Annotated in this window: 17 protein-coding genes; 10 read left to right on the top strand and 7 right to left on the bottom strand. The window is 57.0% G+C overall.

All coding sequences use genetic code 11. The features are described from left to right. The first annotated feature begins 24 nt into the window (after window positions 1-24). The 6 genes from DPF_RS13470 (at window position 25) to ansA (ending at window position 7559) form a co-directional block, all read left to right on the top strand. Complete coding sequence (locus tag DPF_RS13470) at window positions 25-1266, top strand: BaiN/RdsA family NAD(P)/FAD-dependent oxidoreductase (RefSeq protein ID WP_069860216.1); 1242 nt, start codon at window positions 25-27, stop codon at window positions 1264-1266. Between the two features lie 291 nt (window positions 1267-1557). Beyond that, complete coding sequence (gene secA, locus DPF_RS13465; RefSeq protein ID WP_069860215.1) at window positions 1558-4062, top strand: preprotein translocase subunit SecA; 2505 nt, start codon at window positions 1558-1560, stop codon at window positions 4060-4062. 139 nt (window positions 4063-4201) lie between these two features. Then, on the top strand, window positions 4202-5386 hold the full coding sequence (gene argJ, locus DPF_RS13460) for a bifunctional glutamate N-acetyltransferase/amino-acid acetyltransferase ArgJ (protein ID WP_069860214.1): 1185 nt from the start codon (window positions 4202-4204) through the stop codon (window positions 5384-5386). Window positions 5387-5478: 92 nt separating this feature from the next. Further along, complete coding sequence (locus DPF_RS13455) at window positions 5479-5676, top strand: Trm112 family protein (protein WP_069860237.1); 198 nt, start codon at window positions 5479-5481, stop codon at window positions 5674-5676. A 3-nt stretch (window positions 5677-5679) separates the two neighbouring features. Continuing rightward, window positions 5680-6540: a TatD family hydrolase gene (locus DPF_RS13450; protein ID WP_069860213.1), complete on the top strand. Its 861-nt coding sequence runs from the start codon at window positions 5680-5682 to the stop codon at window positions 6538-6540. Further along, window positions 6537-7559: an asparaginase gene (gene ansA, locus DPF_RS13445; RefSeq protein ID WP_069860212.1), complete on the top strand. Its 1023-nt coding sequence runs from the start codon at window positions 6537-6539 to the stop codon at window positions 7557-7559. The genes DPF_RS13450 and ansA overlap by 4 nt, the downstream gene beginning before the upstream one ends. A 131-nt stretch (window positions 7560-7690) precedes the next feature. On the opposite strand, the gene DPF_RS13440 is transcribed toward ansA, so the two are convergent. Beyond that, a complete protein-coding gene (locus DPF_RS13440) occupies window positions 7691-8053 on the bottom strand; it encodes an Hsp20/alpha crystallin family protein (protein ID WP_069860211.1) in 363 nt (120 codons plus the stop codon). 11 nt (window positions 8054-8064) lie between these two features. Further along, a complete protein-coding gene (locus DPF_RS13435) occupies window positions 8065-8478 on the bottom strand; it encodes an Hsp20/alpha crystallin family protein (RefSeq protein ID WP_069860210.1) in 414 nt (137 codons plus the stop codon). Between the two features lie 337 nt (window positions 8479-8815). Here DPF_RS13435 and DPF_RS13430 point away from each other — a divergent pair, with 337 nt between their 5' ends. From DPF_RS13430 to DPF_RS13415, 4 genes are all read left to right on the top strand, one after another. Next, window positions 8816-9826, top strand: coding sequence for a TRAP transporter substrate-binding protein (locus DPF_RS13430; RefSeq protein WP_069860236.1), 1011 nt, complete (start codon window positions 8816-8818; stop codon window positions 9824-9826). A 50-nt stretch (window positions 9827-9876) separates the two neighbouring features. Further along, window positions 9877-10362 carry a TRAP transporter small permease gene (locus DPF_RS13425; protein ID WP_176724281.1) on the top strand — a complete coding sequence of 162 codons (486 nt, stop codon included), beginning with the start codon at window positions 9877-9879 and terminating at the stop codon, window positions 10360-10362. Beyond that, window positions 10359-11648, top strand: a complete 1290-nt coding sequence (locus DPF_RS13420; RefSeq protein ID WP_069860208.1) for a TRAP transporter large permease — start codon at window positions 10359-10361, stop codon at window positions 11646-11648. The genes DPF_RS13425 and DPF_RS13420 overlap by 4 nt, the downstream gene beginning before the upstream one ends. A gap of 83 nt (window positions 11649-11731) precedes the next feature. Next, window positions 11732-12232, top strand: a complete 501-nt coding sequence (locus DPF_RS13415; protein WP_069860207.1) for a YbaK/EbsC family protein — start codon at window positions 11732-11734, stop codon at window positions 12230-12232. A gap of 74 nt (window positions 12233-12306) precedes the next feature. Here DPF_RS13415 and DPF_RS13410 read toward each other — a convergent pair whose 3' ends face one another. The 5 genes from DPF_RS13410 to DPF_RS13390 all read right to left on the bottom strand — a co-directional run bounded on the left by DPF_RS13410 (window position 12307) and on the right by DPF_RS13390 (window position 16435). Next, window positions 12307-13047: a hypothetical protein gene (locus DPF_RS13410; protein ID WP_069860206.1), complete on the bottom strand. Its 741-nt coding sequence runs from the start codon at window positions 13045-13047 to the stop codon at window positions 12307-12309. A 168-nt stretch (window positions 13048-13215) separates the two neighbouring features. Next, window positions 13216-14004 carry an ElyC/SanA/YdcF family protein gene (locus DPF_RS13405; protein ID WP_069860205.1) on the bottom strand — a complete coding sequence of 263 codons (789 nt, stop codon included), beginning with the start codon at window positions 14002-14004 and terminating at the stop codon, window positions 13216-13218. A gap of 2 nt (window positions 14005-14006) precedes the next feature. Next, on the bottom strand, window positions 14007-15059 hold the full coding sequence (aroC, locus tag DPF_RS13400) for a chorismate synthase (protein WP_069860204.1): 1053 nt from the start codon (window positions 15057-15059) through the stop codon (window positions 14007-14009). Window positions 15060-15075: 16 nt separating this feature from the next. Beyond that, the gene (locus DPF_RS13395; protein WP_069860203.1) at window positions 15076-15672 is read right to left on the bottom strand and encodes a TrmH family RNA methyltransferase; all 597 of its coding nucleotides are present in this window, start codon (window positions 15670-15672) and stop codon (window positions 15076-15078) included. Continuing rightward, window positions 15665-16435, bottom strand: coding sequence for a TlyA family RNA methyltransferase (locus DPF_RS13390; protein WP_069860202.1), 771 nt, complete (start codon window positions 16433-16435; stop codon window positions 15665-15667). Before DPF_RS13390 ends, DPF_RS13395 begins: the two co-directional genes overlap by 8 nt. Window positions 16436-16532: the final 97 nt, after the last annotated feature.

Genomic DNA, 16532 nt, shown 5'->3' with positions numbered 1-16532 from the left:
TTATTGTTCCAACCACCACACTTCATGACACCATCCATTATCATTATCGGCGGCGGGGCCGCCGGGCTCATGGCCGGGATTGCCGCGGCCCGTCAGGGACATCCGGTCACCATTCTCGAGAAAAAGGATCGGGTCGGGCGCAAGCTGGCCATTACGGGCAAGGGGCGGTGCAATGTGTGCAATACGGCTCCCATGAAAGAGGCCATTGACCATTTTTTCCCCAGCGGCAAATTTCTCTATCAATGCTTTTCCCGTTTTTACACCCCGGACCTGATCGCCCTGCTGGAGGAGAATCAGGTTCGGCTGAAGACCGAACGGGGAGGGCGCATGTTCCCCCAAAGCGACAAGGCTGCAGACATCATCGCCGCCCTGGCTCGCTCTTTTACCCGCCTTGGCGGGGTCATCAGAACCTCAGTGCCGGTCAAGGCCCTGCTCATTGAGGACTCCTTCTGTCGCGGGGTGATCACCCAGTCCGGGCAGGAGATCAGGGCCGCTGCAACCATCCTGACAACCGGAGGGGCCTCCTATCCGGCAACCGGTTCCACCGGAGACGGATACCGCCTTGCGGCCATGGCCGGGCACACCATTGTGCCCATCCGGCCGGCCCTGGTTCCTGTGGTCACGGCCGGGGATCTGGCCAAGCGATTGCAGGGATTGGCCCTTAAAAACGTCCAGGTGACCGTGTGGATGGACGGCAAAAAAACCGATTCCCTGTTTGGTGAGATGCTCTTCACCCATTTCGGGGTGTCAGGACCGATCATCCTGAGCCTGAGTCACGCCATGGTGCAGGGACTGGGAGCAGGTAAAGACGTGCAACTCACCATTGATCTCAAACCCGCCCTGGATCACAAGCAGCTCGATGCCCGGCTGCTGCGCGACATGGATACCTTTGGGAAGAAAAAGACCAGGACCCTGCTCAAGGGGCTTTTGCCCGCATCGCTCATTCCCGTGTGCCTGGATGAACTCGGTTTTGATCCGGATGTGCCTGCCCATCAGATTACGTCCGGGATGCGCAAAAAACTGCGCAACTGGCTCAAGGAATTTCGTCTGGATGTCACGGGTCATCGCCCTCTGCGAGAGGCCATTGTCACGGCCGGGGGTATCGCAACCAAAGAGATCGATCCCAAGACCATGCGATCCAAGATCTGTTCTGGCCTCTTGTGTGCCGGAGAGGTTCTGGACATTCAGGCCGATACCGGAGGCTTCAATCTCATGGCCGCCTTTTCCACTGGATGGATGGCGGGCGCGAGTGCCGTGAATGGGTGATTGTAAACAACCGGGATTTGGTTTAGACGCCTTGTTCCCGGCAAGACGCCAGGCCACATGAACTCATCAATCCGGGCGTCCTGTTCGCAAGACCGGATAAAACACCCCGTGCCAGCACCGGCTTGAGGGGACGTCTGGCGGTTTGACTGGCAGCATCCCCTGCCACAAGTTCATGTTGATCCTTGGGCCCCCGGTGCCCGAACATGTCACATGCATCCGGTTTTTTGGTGAAGGGTGCACCTGCGGCATGGACCGAGCCGGTCTCATCATTTAACCCACAATACATCTATCATGTTTGGAATTGTCAAAAAAGTCTTTGGATCGAAAAACGAGCGGTTTTTAAGGAAGCTTCGTCCCCTGGTGGAACGGATCAATCAGCTTGAGTCCACGGTTACCGGTCTTGAAGATCAGGAATTTCCGGCCAGGATCGCTGCCTGGAAAGAGGAGGTTGCCCAGGGCAGATCCCTGGATGACCTCCTCCCCGAGGTGTATGCTCTGGTGCGCGAAGCAGGCAAGCGGGTGCTGAACATGCGCCATTTTGACTGCCAGCTGGTGGGGGGAATCATCCTGCACCAGGGAAAGATTGCGGAAATGAAGACCGGTGAGGGGAAAACCCTGGTGGCCACCCTGCCCGTTGTCCTGAATGCTCTTGTGGGCAAGGGCGTGCATCTGGTCACGGTGAACGACTATCTGGCCAAGCGTGATGCCCAGTGGATGGGCCAGCTGTACAATTTCCTCGGCCTGTCCGTTGGGGTCATTGTTCATGGCCTTGACGATGCCCAGCGTAAGGAAGCGTACAATGCAGACATCACCTACGGGACGAACAACGAGTTCGGGTTTGATTATCTTCGCGACAACATGAAGTTCTACAAGGAACAGCTGGTGCAGCGCGATCTGCACTACGCCATTGTGGACGAAGTGGACTCCATTCTCATTGACGAGGCCAGAACACCGCTGATCATTTCCGGGCCCGGCGAGGAATCCACCTCTCTGTACGGACGCATCAACGCGATCATCCCTCTGCTCAAGAAAGAGACCCATTACACCGTGGACGAAAAGGCCAAGACCGCCATGCTCACGGACGAGGGTGTGGCTAGGTGCGAAGAGATCCTCAAGGTGGACAACCTGTTTGATCCGGCCAACATCACCCTGCAGCACCACATTCTCCAGGCGCTCAAGGCCCATGCCATGTTTGCCCGTGACGTGGATTACATTGTCAAGGACGGTCAGGTGGTCATTGTGGACGAATTCACCGGCCGTCTCATGCCGGGCCGGCGGTACAGCGACGGGTTGCACCAGGCATTGGAGGCCAAGGAACACGTCAAGGTGGAGGCCGAGAACCAGACCCTGGCCTCCATCACCTTTCAGAATTATTTTCGCATGTATGACAAACTTGCCGGTATGACAGGTACGGCTGATACCGAAGCGGTTGAATTCCGGCAGATTTATGATCTGGACGTCATGGTCGTCCCCACCAACAAACCCATGCAGCGCAAGGACTTTCCTGATGCGGTCTACCGCAACCAGGACGAGAAGTACGCGGCCATTGTCCAGGAAATCAGCAAGTTGCATCGCAAGGGACAGCCTGTGCTGGTGGGAACAACATCCATTGAAAAATCAGAGCTCATTTCCAGTCAGCTCAAGAAGCTGCATATTCCCCATTCCGTGCTCAACGCCAAACAGCACGAAAAAGAGGCCGAGATCGTGGCCGAGGCCGGTCAGAAGGGCAAGGTAACCATCGCCACCAACATGGCCGGTCGTGGTACGGATATCGTTCTTGGAGAGGGTGTCCGGGAAGTGGGCGGATTGCACATTCTGGGGACGGAACGGCACGAGTCCAGGCGTATTGACAATCAGCTGCGTGGACGAAGCGGCCGTCAGGGCGATCCGGGATCGTCCCGGTTTTTCCTGGCCCTGGATGACGATCTGCTCAGGCTTTTTGGTTCGGACCGCATTGCCGGGCTCATGGACAAGCTGGGCATGGAAGAAGGCCAATCCATTGAAAACGCCATGATCTCCCGGGCCATTGAAAACGCCCAGCGCAAGGTCGAGGGACACAACTTCGACATCCGCAAGCAGCTTCTGGAATATGACGATGTCATGAACCAGCAGCGTACGGTCATCTATTCCCTGCGCCGGGACCTCATGACCACCGATGACATGGAGCAGGTCATCGACGAGTTCATGGAAGATGTTCTGGACGAGGTGTATGCCCCTGTTGATCCAAGTAACAAGGACGCCTCGGATGCCGAGATCCGGGCCATGGTTCGCAGCAAGCTTGACGAGATTTTCAACCTGCGCCGTGCCGATCATTCCAAGGAACTGCCTCCTCGCGAAAAAGCCGTGGAAGGGATCAAATCCCTGCTTGCCGACCTGAAAAAGGATGCCGGGGACCAGTATGCCGAGATTTTGCGGTTCTTTCTGCTGGACAGCCTGGATCGCAACTGGAAGGAACATCTTCTGAACATGGATCACCTCAAGGAGGGGATCGGGCTTCGGGGATACGGTCAGAAGGATCCCAAACAGGAATACAAGCGCGAAGGGTTCAGCCTGTTCCAGGATCTGCTTTTCAGGATCAAGGAGAATACCTTCCAGCCTCTGACCAGGCTGCAGGTGCAGACGGTTCGGGAAGAGGAGTTCAAGCACGAGGAGCAAAAGGATCTGCAGTATGCCGGCGGGGAAGAATCCGCCCAGGAAAAAAAGACGCCCAAACGTCGCTCTGCCCCCAAGGTGGGGCGCAATGATCCCTGTCCCTGCGGGAGCGGCAAGAAGTACAAGCATTGCTGCGGGCGGTAAGCAGGATGGTTTTCCCGCCTTGTGCTCTGAAGGGTTAGCGAGTACAAACGCCCGGTCATATTCGCATGATCGGGCGTTTTTTGCGACCAGGGGATGGTCGCGTGTCCGGGAGACACTGTTTTCATCAAGGAGAGACAACATGTTTGATGTGCCCAAGGGATACCGGTTTGCTGCTGTGGAAGCTGGATTCAAATACCGGAATCGCTGTGACCTGAGCCTGGTTGTGAGCGATTGTCCGGCCCATGCGGCCGGGGTGTTCACTACCAACGCATTTCAGGCCGCCCCTGTGGTAGTTTCCCAAAAAACCCTGGCAGGTTCGCCCGTGGCCCGGGCCATTCTGGTCAATGCGGGTCAGGCCAATGCCTGTACCGGAGAGGAAGGGGAAAAACGGTGTCTGGCCACCCGAACAATGGTGGGAACCCCTCTGGGCATTGATCCCACGGAGATCCTGGTGGCATCCACCGGGGTTATCGGTGATCAGCTGCCCATGGATCGCTTTGAGCGTGGCGCCAAGGCCCTGGTGGACAACGTCGGGCACAGCTCAGCTCTGGACATGGCCAAGGCCATCATGACCACGGACACCTTTCCCAAGCTGGTTACGGCAACCGTCTCCCTGGAAGGCGGTACGGTCCGTCTTTTGGGCATGTGCAAGGGCGCGGGCATGATCTGTCCCAACATGGCCACCATGCTCGGGTTTATCGTCTGTGATGCCCGGGTGGATCCTCTCTGGTGGCAGCAGACCCTGCGCACCGCTGTTGACGAGAGTTTCAACGCCGTCACCGTGGACGGGGATACCAGCACCAATGACTGTGTTTTGGCCCTGGCCAATGGACAGTCCCATGTGGAGGCGGTCTCCCGGTCGGACAAACGGCTTTTGGCCGCAGGACTGATCGATTTGTGCCGGGAACTGGCCTTTCGCATTGTCCAGGATGCCGAAGGCGGAACCAAGGTCTTGCGCATCCGGGTGTCTGGCGCCAAGAGCAAGCCCCAGGCCGAAACCGTGGCCCGTGTGGTTGGCCATTCGCCCCTGGTCAAGACGGCCCTGTACGGCCAGGACCCCAATTGGGGACGGATTGTGGCTGCTGTGGGGCGTTCCGGGGCAACATTTGATCCAAACCAGGTATCAGTGGCCATCGGAGATACAACGATTTTTTCCAAGGGTCGTCCTGTGGAAGGCGACTGGGACAGCATCCTGGCACCGGTCTTGAAGAGAGATGAGATCGTGGTATCCATTTCTTTGGGAACCGGACGGGGTTCATACGAGCTTTTGGCCTCGGACCTGACTGAAGAATATATCAGGATCAATGCCGATTACAGGACCTAACCAGTCAAGGCACGTTGTCCTTTTTTGACGGTCCCGGCTGCGCGTCTGTCCTGTTTTTGTATATCATTCCCATTTACGCACGGAGGAACTCCATGGCACTGAACAAGGAACTGCTCGATATCCTGGCCTGCCCCATCTGCAAGAAAGAACTGGAGCTGACCGAACCCGAGGACGGGCTCATCTGTCATGCCTGCAGCAAGGTCTATCCCATCCGCGAAGAGATTCCGGTCATGCTCGTGGACGAGGCCGTGGACCTTGCGGATTGGCAGGCCGGCAAGAGGAACGCTTAAGGTATGGGGAAGAAAAAAAACCGTCCTTTGCCCCAGTCCCTGGGGCTTCCCCGCACGGGTATGGACGCCCATGCCCATCTTGATGCTGCCGAGTTTGACGAGGATCTTGACGAGGTCCTCGTGCGGGCCCGGGAATCCGGGCTGGCCGGTGTGGCCACGGTGTTTCTGGGACCGGATCCGTATCTTGCGGGGGTCTCCCGGTTTGCCCGACATAAGGACGTGGTCTTTCTCATGGGGCTGCATCCTGAAGATGCGGGCACGGTCAAATTCGAAGATATTCCCCGCATGGAGCAATTGTTCCGCAAGGATGCCAGACTGCGCGCCCTGGGAGAAATCGGCCTTGATTACTATTGGGATGCGACCTTGAAGGACCGGCAGCAACAATTGTTTCGAGAGCAGCTTGAGCTTGCCCGCCATCTGGAACTGCCCGTGGCCATTCATTCCCGGGATGCGGAAGAAGACACCCTGGCCATTTTGCTGGACATGGGGTTTCATGACTATCCCCTGCAATGGCACTGCTTTGGCCAATCCCGCGATCTTGCCCTGGAGCTTCTTTCCCACGGTTGGCATTTGTCCATTCCAGGGACAGTGACCTACAAGAAGAACATTCGACTCATGGAAGCGGTTCGCGCCATTCCTCTTGATCGGATGTTTGTTGAAACGGATTGTCCATATCTGGCGGCCGATCCCTATCGCGGCAAGCGCAACGAACCGGCTCTGGTGGTATTCACGGCCCAAAAGATCGCTGAAATCAAGGATCTCCCCGTGGAAGAGGTCTGGACCGCCTGCGGGAAGAATGCCCTGCGATTTTTCGGGGTGGAATCTGAGGGAAAGGACCGAGGCCATTGTGAGGACATGGTATGAAACGGGTGTACATCGCCTATACCGGCGGGACCATTGGCATGCGCCGGACCAGGGAGGGCTATGCACCGGCACCAGGATATCTGAAATCCCTGTTGGCCGGGTTTCCCGAACTTGGGAACCGGGTCATGCCCGTGTATGACATTCATGAATACGATCCCCTGCTCGACTCCTCGAACATGGGCCCTGAACACTGGCTGCTCATAGCCCGGGATATCCTGGCCCATTATGACGACTATGACGGGTTCATTGTTTTGCACGGCACGGACACCATGGCCTACAGCGCGTCGGCCCTGGCCTTCATGCTCCAGGGAATCGACAAACCGGTCATCCTGACCGGGTCGCAGATTCCTTTGTGTGAAGTGCGTAGCGATGGCCGGGACAACCTGATCACGGCCATGATGATCATTGCTCAGCATCCCGTGCCTGAGGTCTGCCTGTATTTCGGCAACCGGCTGCTTCGGGGGTGCCGCTCGGTCAAGGTCAATGGTTCTGGTTTGCAGGCTTTTGATTCCCCCAATTTTCCTCCCTTGGGCACCGTGGGCATTAAAATCCGGATCAACCACGAGCTGGTCCGGAGACCCGGTTGTGGCAAACCTGAGCTAGCCGCAACCCTGGAGAGCGCACGGGTTGGTGCCTTGCGGTTTTTTCCGGGCATTTCCATCGATATGATCACCGCCATGCTCGAGGCTCCACTCCAGGGGCTGGTCATGGAAACCTACGGTATGGGCAACGGCCCGAGCAAGAACCGGTCGTTCATGAAGGCGTTGGAGGATGCTGTTTCCCGGGGTATGGTCATTGTCAACTGTACCCAATGTCTGCAGGGCATGGTGGATCAGGGGGGATACGCAACCGGCCACGCCCTGGACCGGGCAGGCCTTGTGAGCGGATTCGACCTGACAGCCGAGGCCGCCCTGACCAAGCTTATCTATCTGTTTGGTCAGGGATATGATCCGGACAGGGTCAAAAGGATGATGGGGCAGAATCTGTGTGGGGAGATGACCCTTTCTGAAACGAACTGAGGCGCCATGCGCGGGGTCGTTACCATGATGCATGGCCTGGAATGCAGGAATGTCTCTTGAGGATCATTCTGCCTGCTGCCTGGTGGCAATCAGATACATCAAAGGGCCGGTCATTGACCGGCCCTTTGGGGTTATTGGGCAAGGATTTCGATTTTCTTGGGTTTGGCCTTTTCGGCCTTGGGCAGATACAGTTCCAGCACCCCGTTTTTCATGGTTGCCTTGATTTTTTCAGCATCCACGGCGTCCGAGATGGTGAACCGGCGCACATAGGTTCCGCTGCCAAATTCCATGTGCACGTCCTTGGCTGTTTCATGGTCCTCATAGGTGGCCTTTCCGGAAATCTCCAGCTCGTTTTCCTTGAGGTCGATGACCAGATCCTCCTTGGCCACTCCGGGCAGATCCATGAAGATGTGGAACCCGTCTTCGCGTTCAAGGATGTCTGAATCGGGATTGAAACGAGGGAGTGTGTCTTGTTTGGCAATGTCTTGAGTCATGGGAACCTCCCTTAGGATACCGTGATATCGATTTTCTTGGGCTGGGCCTCTTCCGCCTTGGGCAAAACAATGCTGAGCACCCCGTTTTTCATGGTTGCGGATACCTTGCCCTGATTGACCGGGACGTTCAAGGTGATGATGCGCTGGAAATTTCCTGTAGCGCGTTCCTGGCGGAAGTATTTTCCGGATTCTGATTTTCTTTCACCTTTAATAACCAGGCTTCCGTCTGTAAGAGTAAGGTCGATATCGCCTATCTCAACACCAGGAATTTCGGAAGATACATAAATATTGCGATCATCTTCACATATATTCACTGGCGGATAGGACAATCTGCGTTGGGTAAAATAAAGTGGCTTGCGCATTTCTTCGAATATTCTGTCAATCTGTGCGGGTAAATCATAGTAAGTGCTGAAATCTATAACCATAGTGCACCTCCTTTTTTGTGTTACAAAAAGAAATAAACATCAATCCCCGACCGTCAAGCCAAAACATGCAGGAAATGTTTAGCCCCCTTTTTTTACGGTTGACACGGCTTTTATTGCCCAGCTATACACCTTTTATGGCCATATACTCAACCACCCAGCATGCTGTTTTCATGAACACCCGTTTGTGGTGGTGGCGTGCGTCCTGTGGTCGAGTGTACGGTATGGCATGATCAACAACCATAAACGCCGTCACATGGGCCGCAGGAAGAGCATTCCGGCGGCCCTTTTTTATGCCGCCGGGTATCGGTGCATGGGGCGAAACCTTCGTGGAGGAGTTATGTTCCGGATGATTTTGGCCATTGGCGTGTGTTGTCTGGTGTTCGGATGTCTGGGCGCATCACCTGCTTTGGCAGGGCCCATCACCCTGCGTTACGCCAATTTTCCGCCCGCTTCCACCTTTCCCTGCGTGCAGATGGAGCGGTGGAAAAAGGAAGTGGAAAAGCGAACAGACGGTCAGGTGAGCATCGAGACCTATCCTGGAGGGACCCTTCTTGGGGCCAAGAACATGCTTCGGGGGGTCATGAAGGGCCAGGCCGATATCGGATGCTTGTGCATGTCCTATCAGCCAGGGGTTTTTCCCATGACCACGGTGGCCGAGCTGCCCGTGGGGTTTGCCTCGTCTGCCGTGGCTTCCCGGGTCCTGTACGAGCTCTATCGCATGCACACGCCCAAAGAGTTTGCCAAAGTCAAGGTTCTGGCCCTGTTCACGTCCGCGCCTACCAATATCATGAGCCGGGTACCGGTCAGGTCGATTACGGACTTTACAGGGCTGGAACTGCGCGCCTCGGGCATGGCCTCACGAGTGCTGGATCGCCTCGGGGCCACTCCGGTTTCCATGCCCATGCCCGAAACACCCGAGGCATTGCAAAAGGGGCTGGTCAAGGGGCTCATGTCGTCCCTTGAGGTGATGCAGGACATGAATTTTGCCGAGTACTGCCCCTATGTGACTCGCACGGATTTTCAGGTCTACCCCTTTGCCGTGATCATGAACAAGCGTGCCTTTGACCGGCTGCCTGTTGCGGTTCAAAAGGTACTGGACGATCTGATTCTGGAACAGTCGGTGTGGACCGGCAGGTACATGGATGAGCATGTTCTTGATTCCCTGGCCTGGTCCCAAAAGACCTATGGGGTTGAGACCATTACCCTTGACCGGGAGCAGCATGCCCTCATGCAGGAAAAGCTCGCTCCCCTGATCGAAGAGTGGAAGGCCAAGGCCACGGACAAGGGCGTGGATGCCGAGGCCGTGCTGGCCGATCTGTATCGCCTCAGGGATACGTACCAGCCATAGGGTGGTTGACCGTTATGAACATCGTTACCCAAGCGAGTATGATGCAGCGCATGCAAACAATGGTTCAATGGCTCAATACCACCCTGTTGTGTCTGGCAGGGCTCTGTCTCATGGGCATGGTTTTTCTGGCCTGCTCCAACATGGTTCTTCGTTTCTTTGGTCATCCCGTCAAGGGAACCTTTGAACTCATGGGATTTTTGGGGGCCATGGTGGGCGCATTGGCCCTGTCCGGGACGCAGGCGGGCAAGGGACATATTGTCATCTCCATGTTCCAGGACAGGTTTCCCGCACGGATGCGTCTTGGTCTTGACGTGCTGACTTCCCTGATCTGCCTGGCCTTTTTCGGACTTGTGGCCTGGCAGACCTGGGATCTGGCCTTGTCCATCCGTGAGTTCGAGGAGGTTTCCGAGACTCTGCAGATCATCTATTATCCCTTTGTTCTGGTGGTCTGCCTAGGCGTCATCGCCCTGGTCCTTCAGATCTTTGTGGAATTGGTTCTGCTTGTGGGGGACAGAAGCCGGGGAGGTGCGTCATGAGTCTGACCATGTTCGGGTTGGTGGGTATTGGTGTTCTTGTGGCCATGATCTTTCTTTTGCGCATTCCCGTGGGCTTTGCCATGGGCATTGTGGGGTTTTGCGGGTTCTGGGCTGTCCTGGATGTTCACGCTGCATTGGGCATGCTGGGTGACGAGACATGGAAGGTCTTTTCCTCGTACGGGTTGACGGTCATCCCCCTGTTCATCCTCATGGGCCAGATTTGCTTTTACTCAGGGCTCAACGGCCGCCTGTACCGTGCGGCCTACGCCTGGATGGGCCCGGTACACGGCGGCGTGGCCATGGCCACGGTGCTTGCCTGTGCCGGATTTGCCGCCATTTCCGGTTCCAATACGGCCACGGCCGCCACCATGAGTTCCGTGGCCCTGCCCCAGATGAAGAAGTACGGGTATGACCCCATCTTAAGCACGGGTACAGTTGCTGCAGCTTCGACCCTTGGGGCGGTCATTCCTCCTAGTATCGTCCTTATTGTCATCGGGTTGCAGACCGGGCAGTCCATTGCCGCGCTTTTCTGGGCCGCCCTGGTACCCGGGGTGCTCCTGGTGGTATTTTTCATCATGCGCATTGTCATGGTCTGCAAAAAACATCCGGACCTTGGTCCGGCAGGCCCTTCCACCGGCTGGGGAGAAAAGTTTCGTTCCCTCAAAGGTTCCCTGGAGATGGTCGTCCTGTTCGCCCTGGTCATGGGCGGTCTTGTGGCCGGCCTGTTCACTCCGTCCGAGGCGGGTGCTGCAGGTGCGGCCCTGGCCCTGGCGGTCAGCTGGGCGGGAGGGAACCTGACCTGGAAGCGGTTGGTCAATTCCATCAGGGATACTTTGAGTATTTCGTGCATGATCATGACCATTGTCCTGGGCGCGGTCATTTTCGGCCGGTTTCTGGCCGTAACCCGCATCCCCTTTACCCTGGCCTCCCAGGTGGCTGAACTGGCCTTTCCTCCCCTTGTCATTTTGGGACTCATCTGCCTTTTGTATATTCTGGGTGGAGCCATCATGGATGCCCTGGCCCTGCTCATCATTACCATCCCCATTTTTTTCCCGGTGGCAGCCACCCTGGGATATGATCCCTTGTGGTTTGCCGTGGTGGTCACCGTGGTCACGACCATGGGGGCGATCACCCCGCCGGTGGGGGTGAACACCTTTATTGTTTCGGCCATGGCCGGGGACGTGCCCCTTGCCCATGTGTTTCGGGGAGTGGCCATTTTTCTACCCTGCTATCTGGCCTGTCTGGCCCTTTTGATTCTCTGGCCCGGGATTCTGAACATCTTTTAGGAGGGCATGCCGGCCCTGTTTTCAGGTAATATGCAACCCGTCTGCTCAGGGATGTTGCAGGTATTCCTGGAGAAAACAAACGTATGACACACACCAAAAGGAACAAAAAACACTTTCCTGTCACCCCAGCCATACGGTTTCTTGATCAGAACCAGGGTCGGTTCATTCCCCATGTGTATGATTTTGCCCGTGAGGGGGGCGTTAGCAGACAATGCGCCCAACGTCTGGGCATTGACCTGCACAGCGTGGCCAAGACCCTGATTTTCGAGGATGTGAGCCTTCATCCCTTTATCGTCATCATGCCCGGGGACAAAGAGGTGGTCACCAGAAAAATGGCCCGGTATCTCGGAGTCAAGACGGTTGCTCCCTGCACACCCCACACGGCTCAAAAACATTCGGGCTACCAGATGGGCGGCTGTTCCCCTTTTGGAGCCAGGCGGGCCATGCCCGTATTCATGGAAGAGGAGCTTCTTGATCTTGCAACCGTGTATATCAACGGAGGCAAAAGGGGGTTCATCCTGGAAATGGAACCCGGGGAGATCGTGCGTTTGCTTGATCCTACCCTGGTCCGGGTGGGAATGTGATCCACTGACTCCTGAACGCACAAAGCCGGCCTGCATGCAGACCGGCTTTGTTTTTGGTGATGGAGGGGGAAAGGTTAGGCTTCAGGCAGGGGGCATTGGATTTTCTGGATACGTCCCTGTTTTTCAAGGGCGTCAATGGCCTGGCCGATTTTTTCGATCTGTTTGGGCGAGCATGGCTCCTTGGGCTTGCACCGTTTGCACAGGCCGTGAAGGATGATGATGTCTTCGTCACTCTGTCGGGGCTGAAACACGCCCACGGCCGTGGCCGGGCTGTTGCAGATGACGCAGGATTCAATTTCCAGCTGGGCCTTGGTCACATACACGGAGGTCTTGTACTCGTCGTCCCTGAAAAGAGGGCAGGCCATGGCGCATACCGCGCTGGAACAGATGGCTTCCTGTATCCGGGCAGCCAGGGCTTCGTACTCCTGGCAGGCAGTCTCGTCCGGGATCAGGTGGGGATGTTGCTCAAGGGCCTGATCCTTTGGCAGGGGCACAATGAGATCCAGCAGGTCCTCTTCCAGAATGTCCTTGTTGGCCATCCTCCCGAACAGACCGAGTTGCGTGGCAAATTGTCGTTCCGGTTCAATGATCCTGTCAACAAACATGGGCCAGAAGGGGATGCCTATCCTGCGACCCAACGTCTGTACAAAGTCTTGTTTGGCCTCGGACTCAAGCTCGTAATACCGGGCCAGTTCCCGGGCCGGTATCTCCACCCTGGGCTCTCTGCCTATCATATCCTGAACATAAAAATAGACAATCCCGTTTGCATCCAGGGTCACTTTCCAGCGCTGGTCCTTGAGATCGGTCAGAAACATGGACTCTCCTTGGTTGGTTCGAAGAACAGGGGGCATACGACGTTTGGGAACCAAAGACAAATGCGAAAATGCGTTCATGGCAAACGCGGCTCGGGTCGGTTTGATGCACCGGGTCACTCCCCTTGACCACCACCAGGCCATACAATCGACGCAGCCCGGCGGGCTGCGTCAGATGAGACCGCGTAGCGAGGACCACATAAGGCCCATGTACTCGTAGATGGCCCGTTCCGAACGCTTCAGGTTACTGGCCGAGGGGATGAAGTCCAGATAGGACAGGCTGGATGATGTGGGGCACTGAAAGCTGGTTGGTGCCGGGATGGGGCAGAGCCCCTGTTTGAGAAACAAGCGCAGGGCCCGGTGGATGTGGGATGCTGAAGTGACCAGGATCAGGCGCTGGTTTGCCGGTATGAGTCGGGAGCACAAACGTGCTTCGTCAGGCGTGTCCATGGCCTGGCCCACAATGGTGATCCGGGAGGAGGCCACGCCCAGGCTGACGGCGGTCTGGGCCATGATCCCGGCCGTGGAGTCGGTATCTCCCGGGGTGCCTGCTCCGGTAAAGACCATGCGCGCCTCGGGAAAAATCCGGGCCAGCCTGACGCCTTCAATGACCCGGGACAGGGAGTTGGTTTCCAGCCGGGTATGGGGGGGCCGGTCAAGGGCGGGTACGGTTCCGCCTCCAAGGACCACGATCCAGTCAATGCGGGGGCGTGTTTCACAGGATGCAGGGGACGTGAACGCCGGAGGATACATGGTTTCAAGGGGGTGCAGCAACAGGCAGGAAGGCCCCTCAAGGCTGAGCAGGAGCAAGAGTCCTCCGCTGCTGCCTACAAGAAAAAGAGCGGTTTTCCTGGCCCGCCTGGCCAGCATGAGGATGATTCCCAGAATCAGAAGCTCCAGACACAGGGGCACCGGAAAGAACAACCGGGAGACCAGTTTCTTGAGGATGAATGGGTCCATGATCACGCCCCAGCCCTGTGTCGAAGAAGCATATCCGTCAGGGTCAGGGCCACCATGGCCTTGAGGACCGGCACCACCCGGGGGATGGCGCAGATATCGTGACGACCGCCAATGCAGATGGTCTGCTCCTGGTTGGTGCGGTCAATGGTGCGTTGCTTTCGGGCAATGGAGGGAATGGGCTTGATGGCCGCGCGTACAAGAATATCCTGGCCACTGGATATGCCGGCCAGGATGCCGCCGGCATGATTGGACAGAAAACCTTCAGGCGAGAGGGGATCGTTGTTTTCACTGCCAAGCATCCTGGCCGCCTCAAACCCTGCGCCCACACTCACTCCCTTGACCGCGCCCACGCTCATCACACCCTGGGCCAGGCATGCGTCGAGCTTGTCGAAAACCGGCTCTCCCAGCCCGGCAGGAACGCCCTGGACCCGGATTTCAACAATCCCGCCCAGAGTATCCCCCTGTTTTCTCACCGTATCAATCCGCTCTTCCCAGGCTGCAACCATGTCTGGATCGGCCGCAAAAAACGGGCGTGTTTCAATCTGGTCCAGTATTGTCTCCCGTGCAGGGATCCCTCCCAGTTCCACGGTGTAGGCCATGACCCGGATGGACTGACGGGCAAGCACCTGCTGGGCAATGGCCCCAGCAGCCACCCGGGCAACGGTTTCCCGTCCCGAGGATCTGCCACCGCCCCGGTAGTCCCTGAAACCGTATTTGGCGTCATAGGTATAGTCGCCGTGTCCGGGACGGTAGATGTCCTTGAGCCTGGAATAATCCCCGGAACGCTGGTTGGTATTGGCCACGAAAAAACCAATGGGAGTTCCGGTGGTCTTTCCCTGGAAAACGCCGGAAAGCAGGGAGACCTTGTCGTCTTCCTTTCTGGACGTTGCCCCGTAACCCTGGCCGGGTTTGCGACGGTCAAGGGCCTTTTGGATGATTGCCTCGTCCAGCTTGATCCCGGCAGGGCATCCGTCAACAATGCCGCCAAGACCCGGTCCGTGGGATTCGCCAAAGGTTGTCACGCGGAAGATGGTGCCAAAGGTATTCCCGCTCATGGGTGTTTCCTGCTTGTCATTTGCTGGCCCATTGGGCCCGTAATTGTTCCAGTTCGGCCTTGGAAAAGGAGGGTTGGTCGAACATGCCCGCTGCCTTGCGCTGTCTCCATGCCTCATAGAGGATAATGGCTGCTGCCACGGACACGTTAAGGCTTTGGACCATGCCTACCATGGGGATGTAGATTTCGTCGGGAACGTGCATTTTGATGTCTTGGTCCATGCCCCGATGCTCGTTGCCCAGGACAATGGCCGTGGGCTTGGTGAAATCCCACTCGTGCACGGGCCTGGCCGTGGGGCCAAACCCCGTGCCCAGGCATTGGTATCCCTTGCTGCGGAGCCCGCTGATCATTTTCCCGGCGTCCTGGTGTCTGGTCCGGGCGATCCATTTGCGGGCCGAGGCCGAAGAGCGTTTGCCAACGGCCGGGAACCGTTCTTTGGTATAATAGAGATGAACGCCGTACACCCCAAAGGCGTCGCAGCTGCGCAGGATCGCGGCCACATTGTGGGGATCGTGCACATTGTTGATGATAAGGGTCAGATCCTTCTGGCGCTTGGCCAGGACTTCTTCGATCCGTTGCCTGCGTTGGTCCGTGAGAAAGGGGGTGTTATCCATCGGGTTCGGTGGGATTGTGTTTGAGGTAGACGAGGTATTCCTGATTGCCCTTGGGACCCTTGATCATGGCCGGGATAAAGCCCATGGGCGTGAGACAAAGCCGGGTGGCTGCAAAGTCCATAATGGAAGCCACAACCCTTTCCTGATCCTTGCGGGATCTGACCACCCCGCGATCGGTCTGATGCGCCTGGACCTCGAACTGGGGTTTGACAAGGGCAATGACTTCACCTCCTGGCCGCAAATATTGCAGGCAGGGGGGGAGGATGAGCTTGAGGGAGATGAACGAGCAGTCAATAACAATGAGGTCAACGGGTTCGCCAATAAGATCTGCCGGAGCGGTGCGCAGGTTGACCCGTTCCATGACCACGACGCGCGGGTCCTGCCTGAGTTTCCAGTGGAGCTGGCCGTATCCGACGTCAACGCCGTACACGCGTGCCGCCCCGTGCTGCAGCAAACAGTCGGTAAACCCGCCCGTAGAAGCACCCGCATCCAGGGCCACAACCCCGGCAATATCGGGTGCAAAATGATCCAGGGCCGTGAGCAGCTTGTAGCCTCCCCGGCTGACAAACCTGGATTCTCCCTTTTTTTCCAGGCGGGTGCCCAAAGGGAATTGTTCGCCGGGTTTGACAACAGGTACCTTTTCCCCATTGGGAAGCACCCGCAAGATGAGCCCGGCCATGACAAGGCGCATGGCCGCATCCTGATGGGGAGCCGTTCCCTGGTCGACCAGAATCCGGTCAGCGCGCAATTTTTTCAAGGCCATGCGAGTACGGGAAAAAGGATAGAGGATAAAAACATGTCAGACTCGAAGCCTGCCGGTGCAGCCCGGGGCCGTGTGTCCTTGCCATGGTCACGTTGTC

The organism is Desulfoplanes formicivorans, from assembly GCF_001748225.1.
Classification (GTDB): Bacteria; Desulfobacterota; Desulfovibrionia; order Desulfovibrionales; family Desulfomicrobiaceae; genus Desulfoplanes; species Desulfoplanes formicivorans.
Note: the sequence above shows the minus strand (reverse complement) of the source record. Positions and strands in the feature narration are given on the sequence as shown.

Excerpts from the sequence above, each read along its gene's own strand:
- DPF_RS13410 (WP_069860206.1), bottom strand. The coding sequence starts at position 13,047 with ATGTTTCTGACCGATCTCAAGGACCAGCGCTGGAAAGTGACCCTGGAT.
- DPF_RS13435 (WP_069860210.1), bottom strand. The coding sequence starts at position 8,478 with ATGGTTATAGATTTCAGCACTTACTATGATTTACCCGCACAGATTGAC.
- argJ (WP_069860214.1), top strand. The coding sequence starts at position 4,202 with ATGTTTGATGTGCCCAAGGGATACCGGTTTGCTGCTGTGGAAGCTGGA.
- DPF_RS13470 (WP_069860216.1), top strand. The coding sequence starts at position 25 with ATGACACCATCCATTATCATTATCGGCGGCGGGGCCGCCGGGCTCATG.
- DPF_RS13415 (WP_069860207.1), top strand. The coding sequence starts at position 11,732 with ATGACACACACCAAAAGGAACAAAAAACACTTTCCTGTCACCCCAGCC.
- DPF_RS13440 (WP_069860211.1), bottom strand. The coding sequence starts at position 8,053 with ATGACTCAAGACATTGCCAAACAAGACACACTCCCTCGTTTCAATCCC.
- secA (WP_069860215.1), top strand. The coding sequence starts at position 1,558 with ATGTTTGGAATTGTCAAAAAAGTCTTTGGATCGAAAAACGAGCGGTTT.
- ansA (WP_069860212.1), top strand. The coding sequence starts at position 6,537 with ATGAAACGGGTGTACATCGCCTATACCGGCGGGACCATTGGCATGCGC.
- DPF_RS13425 (WP_176724281.1), top strand. The coding sequence starts at position 9,877 with ATGCAAACAATGGTTCAATGGCTCAATACCACCCTGTTGTGTCTGGCA.
- DPF_RS13450 (WP_069860213.1), top strand. The coding sequence starts at position 5,680 with ATGGGGAAGAAAAAAAACCGTCCTTTGCCCCAGTCCCTGGGGCTTCCC.
- DPF_RS13455 (WP_069860237.1), top strand. The coding sequence starts at position 5,479 with ATGGCACTGAACAAGGAACTGCTCGATATCCTGGCCTGCCCCATCTGC.
- aroC (WP_069860204.1), bottom strand. The coding sequence starts at position 15,059 with ATGAGCGGGAATACCTTTGGCACCATCTTCCGCGTGACAACCTTTGGC.
- DPF_RS13405 (WP_069860205.1), bottom strand. The coding sequence starts at position 14,004 with ATGGACCCATTCATCCTCAAGAAACTGGTCTCCCGGTTGTTCTTTCCG.
- DPF_RS13395 (WP_069860203.1), bottom strand. The coding sequence starts at position 15,672 with ATGGATAACACCCCCTTTCTCACGGACCAACGCAGGCAACGGATCGAA.
- DPF_RS13390 (WP_069860202.1), bottom strand. The coding sequence starts at position 16,435 with ATGGCCTTGAAAAAATTGCGCGCTGACCGGATTCTGGTCGACCAGGGA.
- DPF_RS13430 (WP_069860236.1), top strand. The coding sequence starts at position 8,816 with ATGTTCCGGATGATTTTGGCCATTGGCGTGTGTTGTCTGGTGTTCGGA.
- DPF_RS13420 (WP_069860208.1), top strand. The coding sequence starts at position 10,359 with ATGAGTCTGACCATGTTCGGGTTGGTGGGTATTGGTGTTCTTGTGGCC.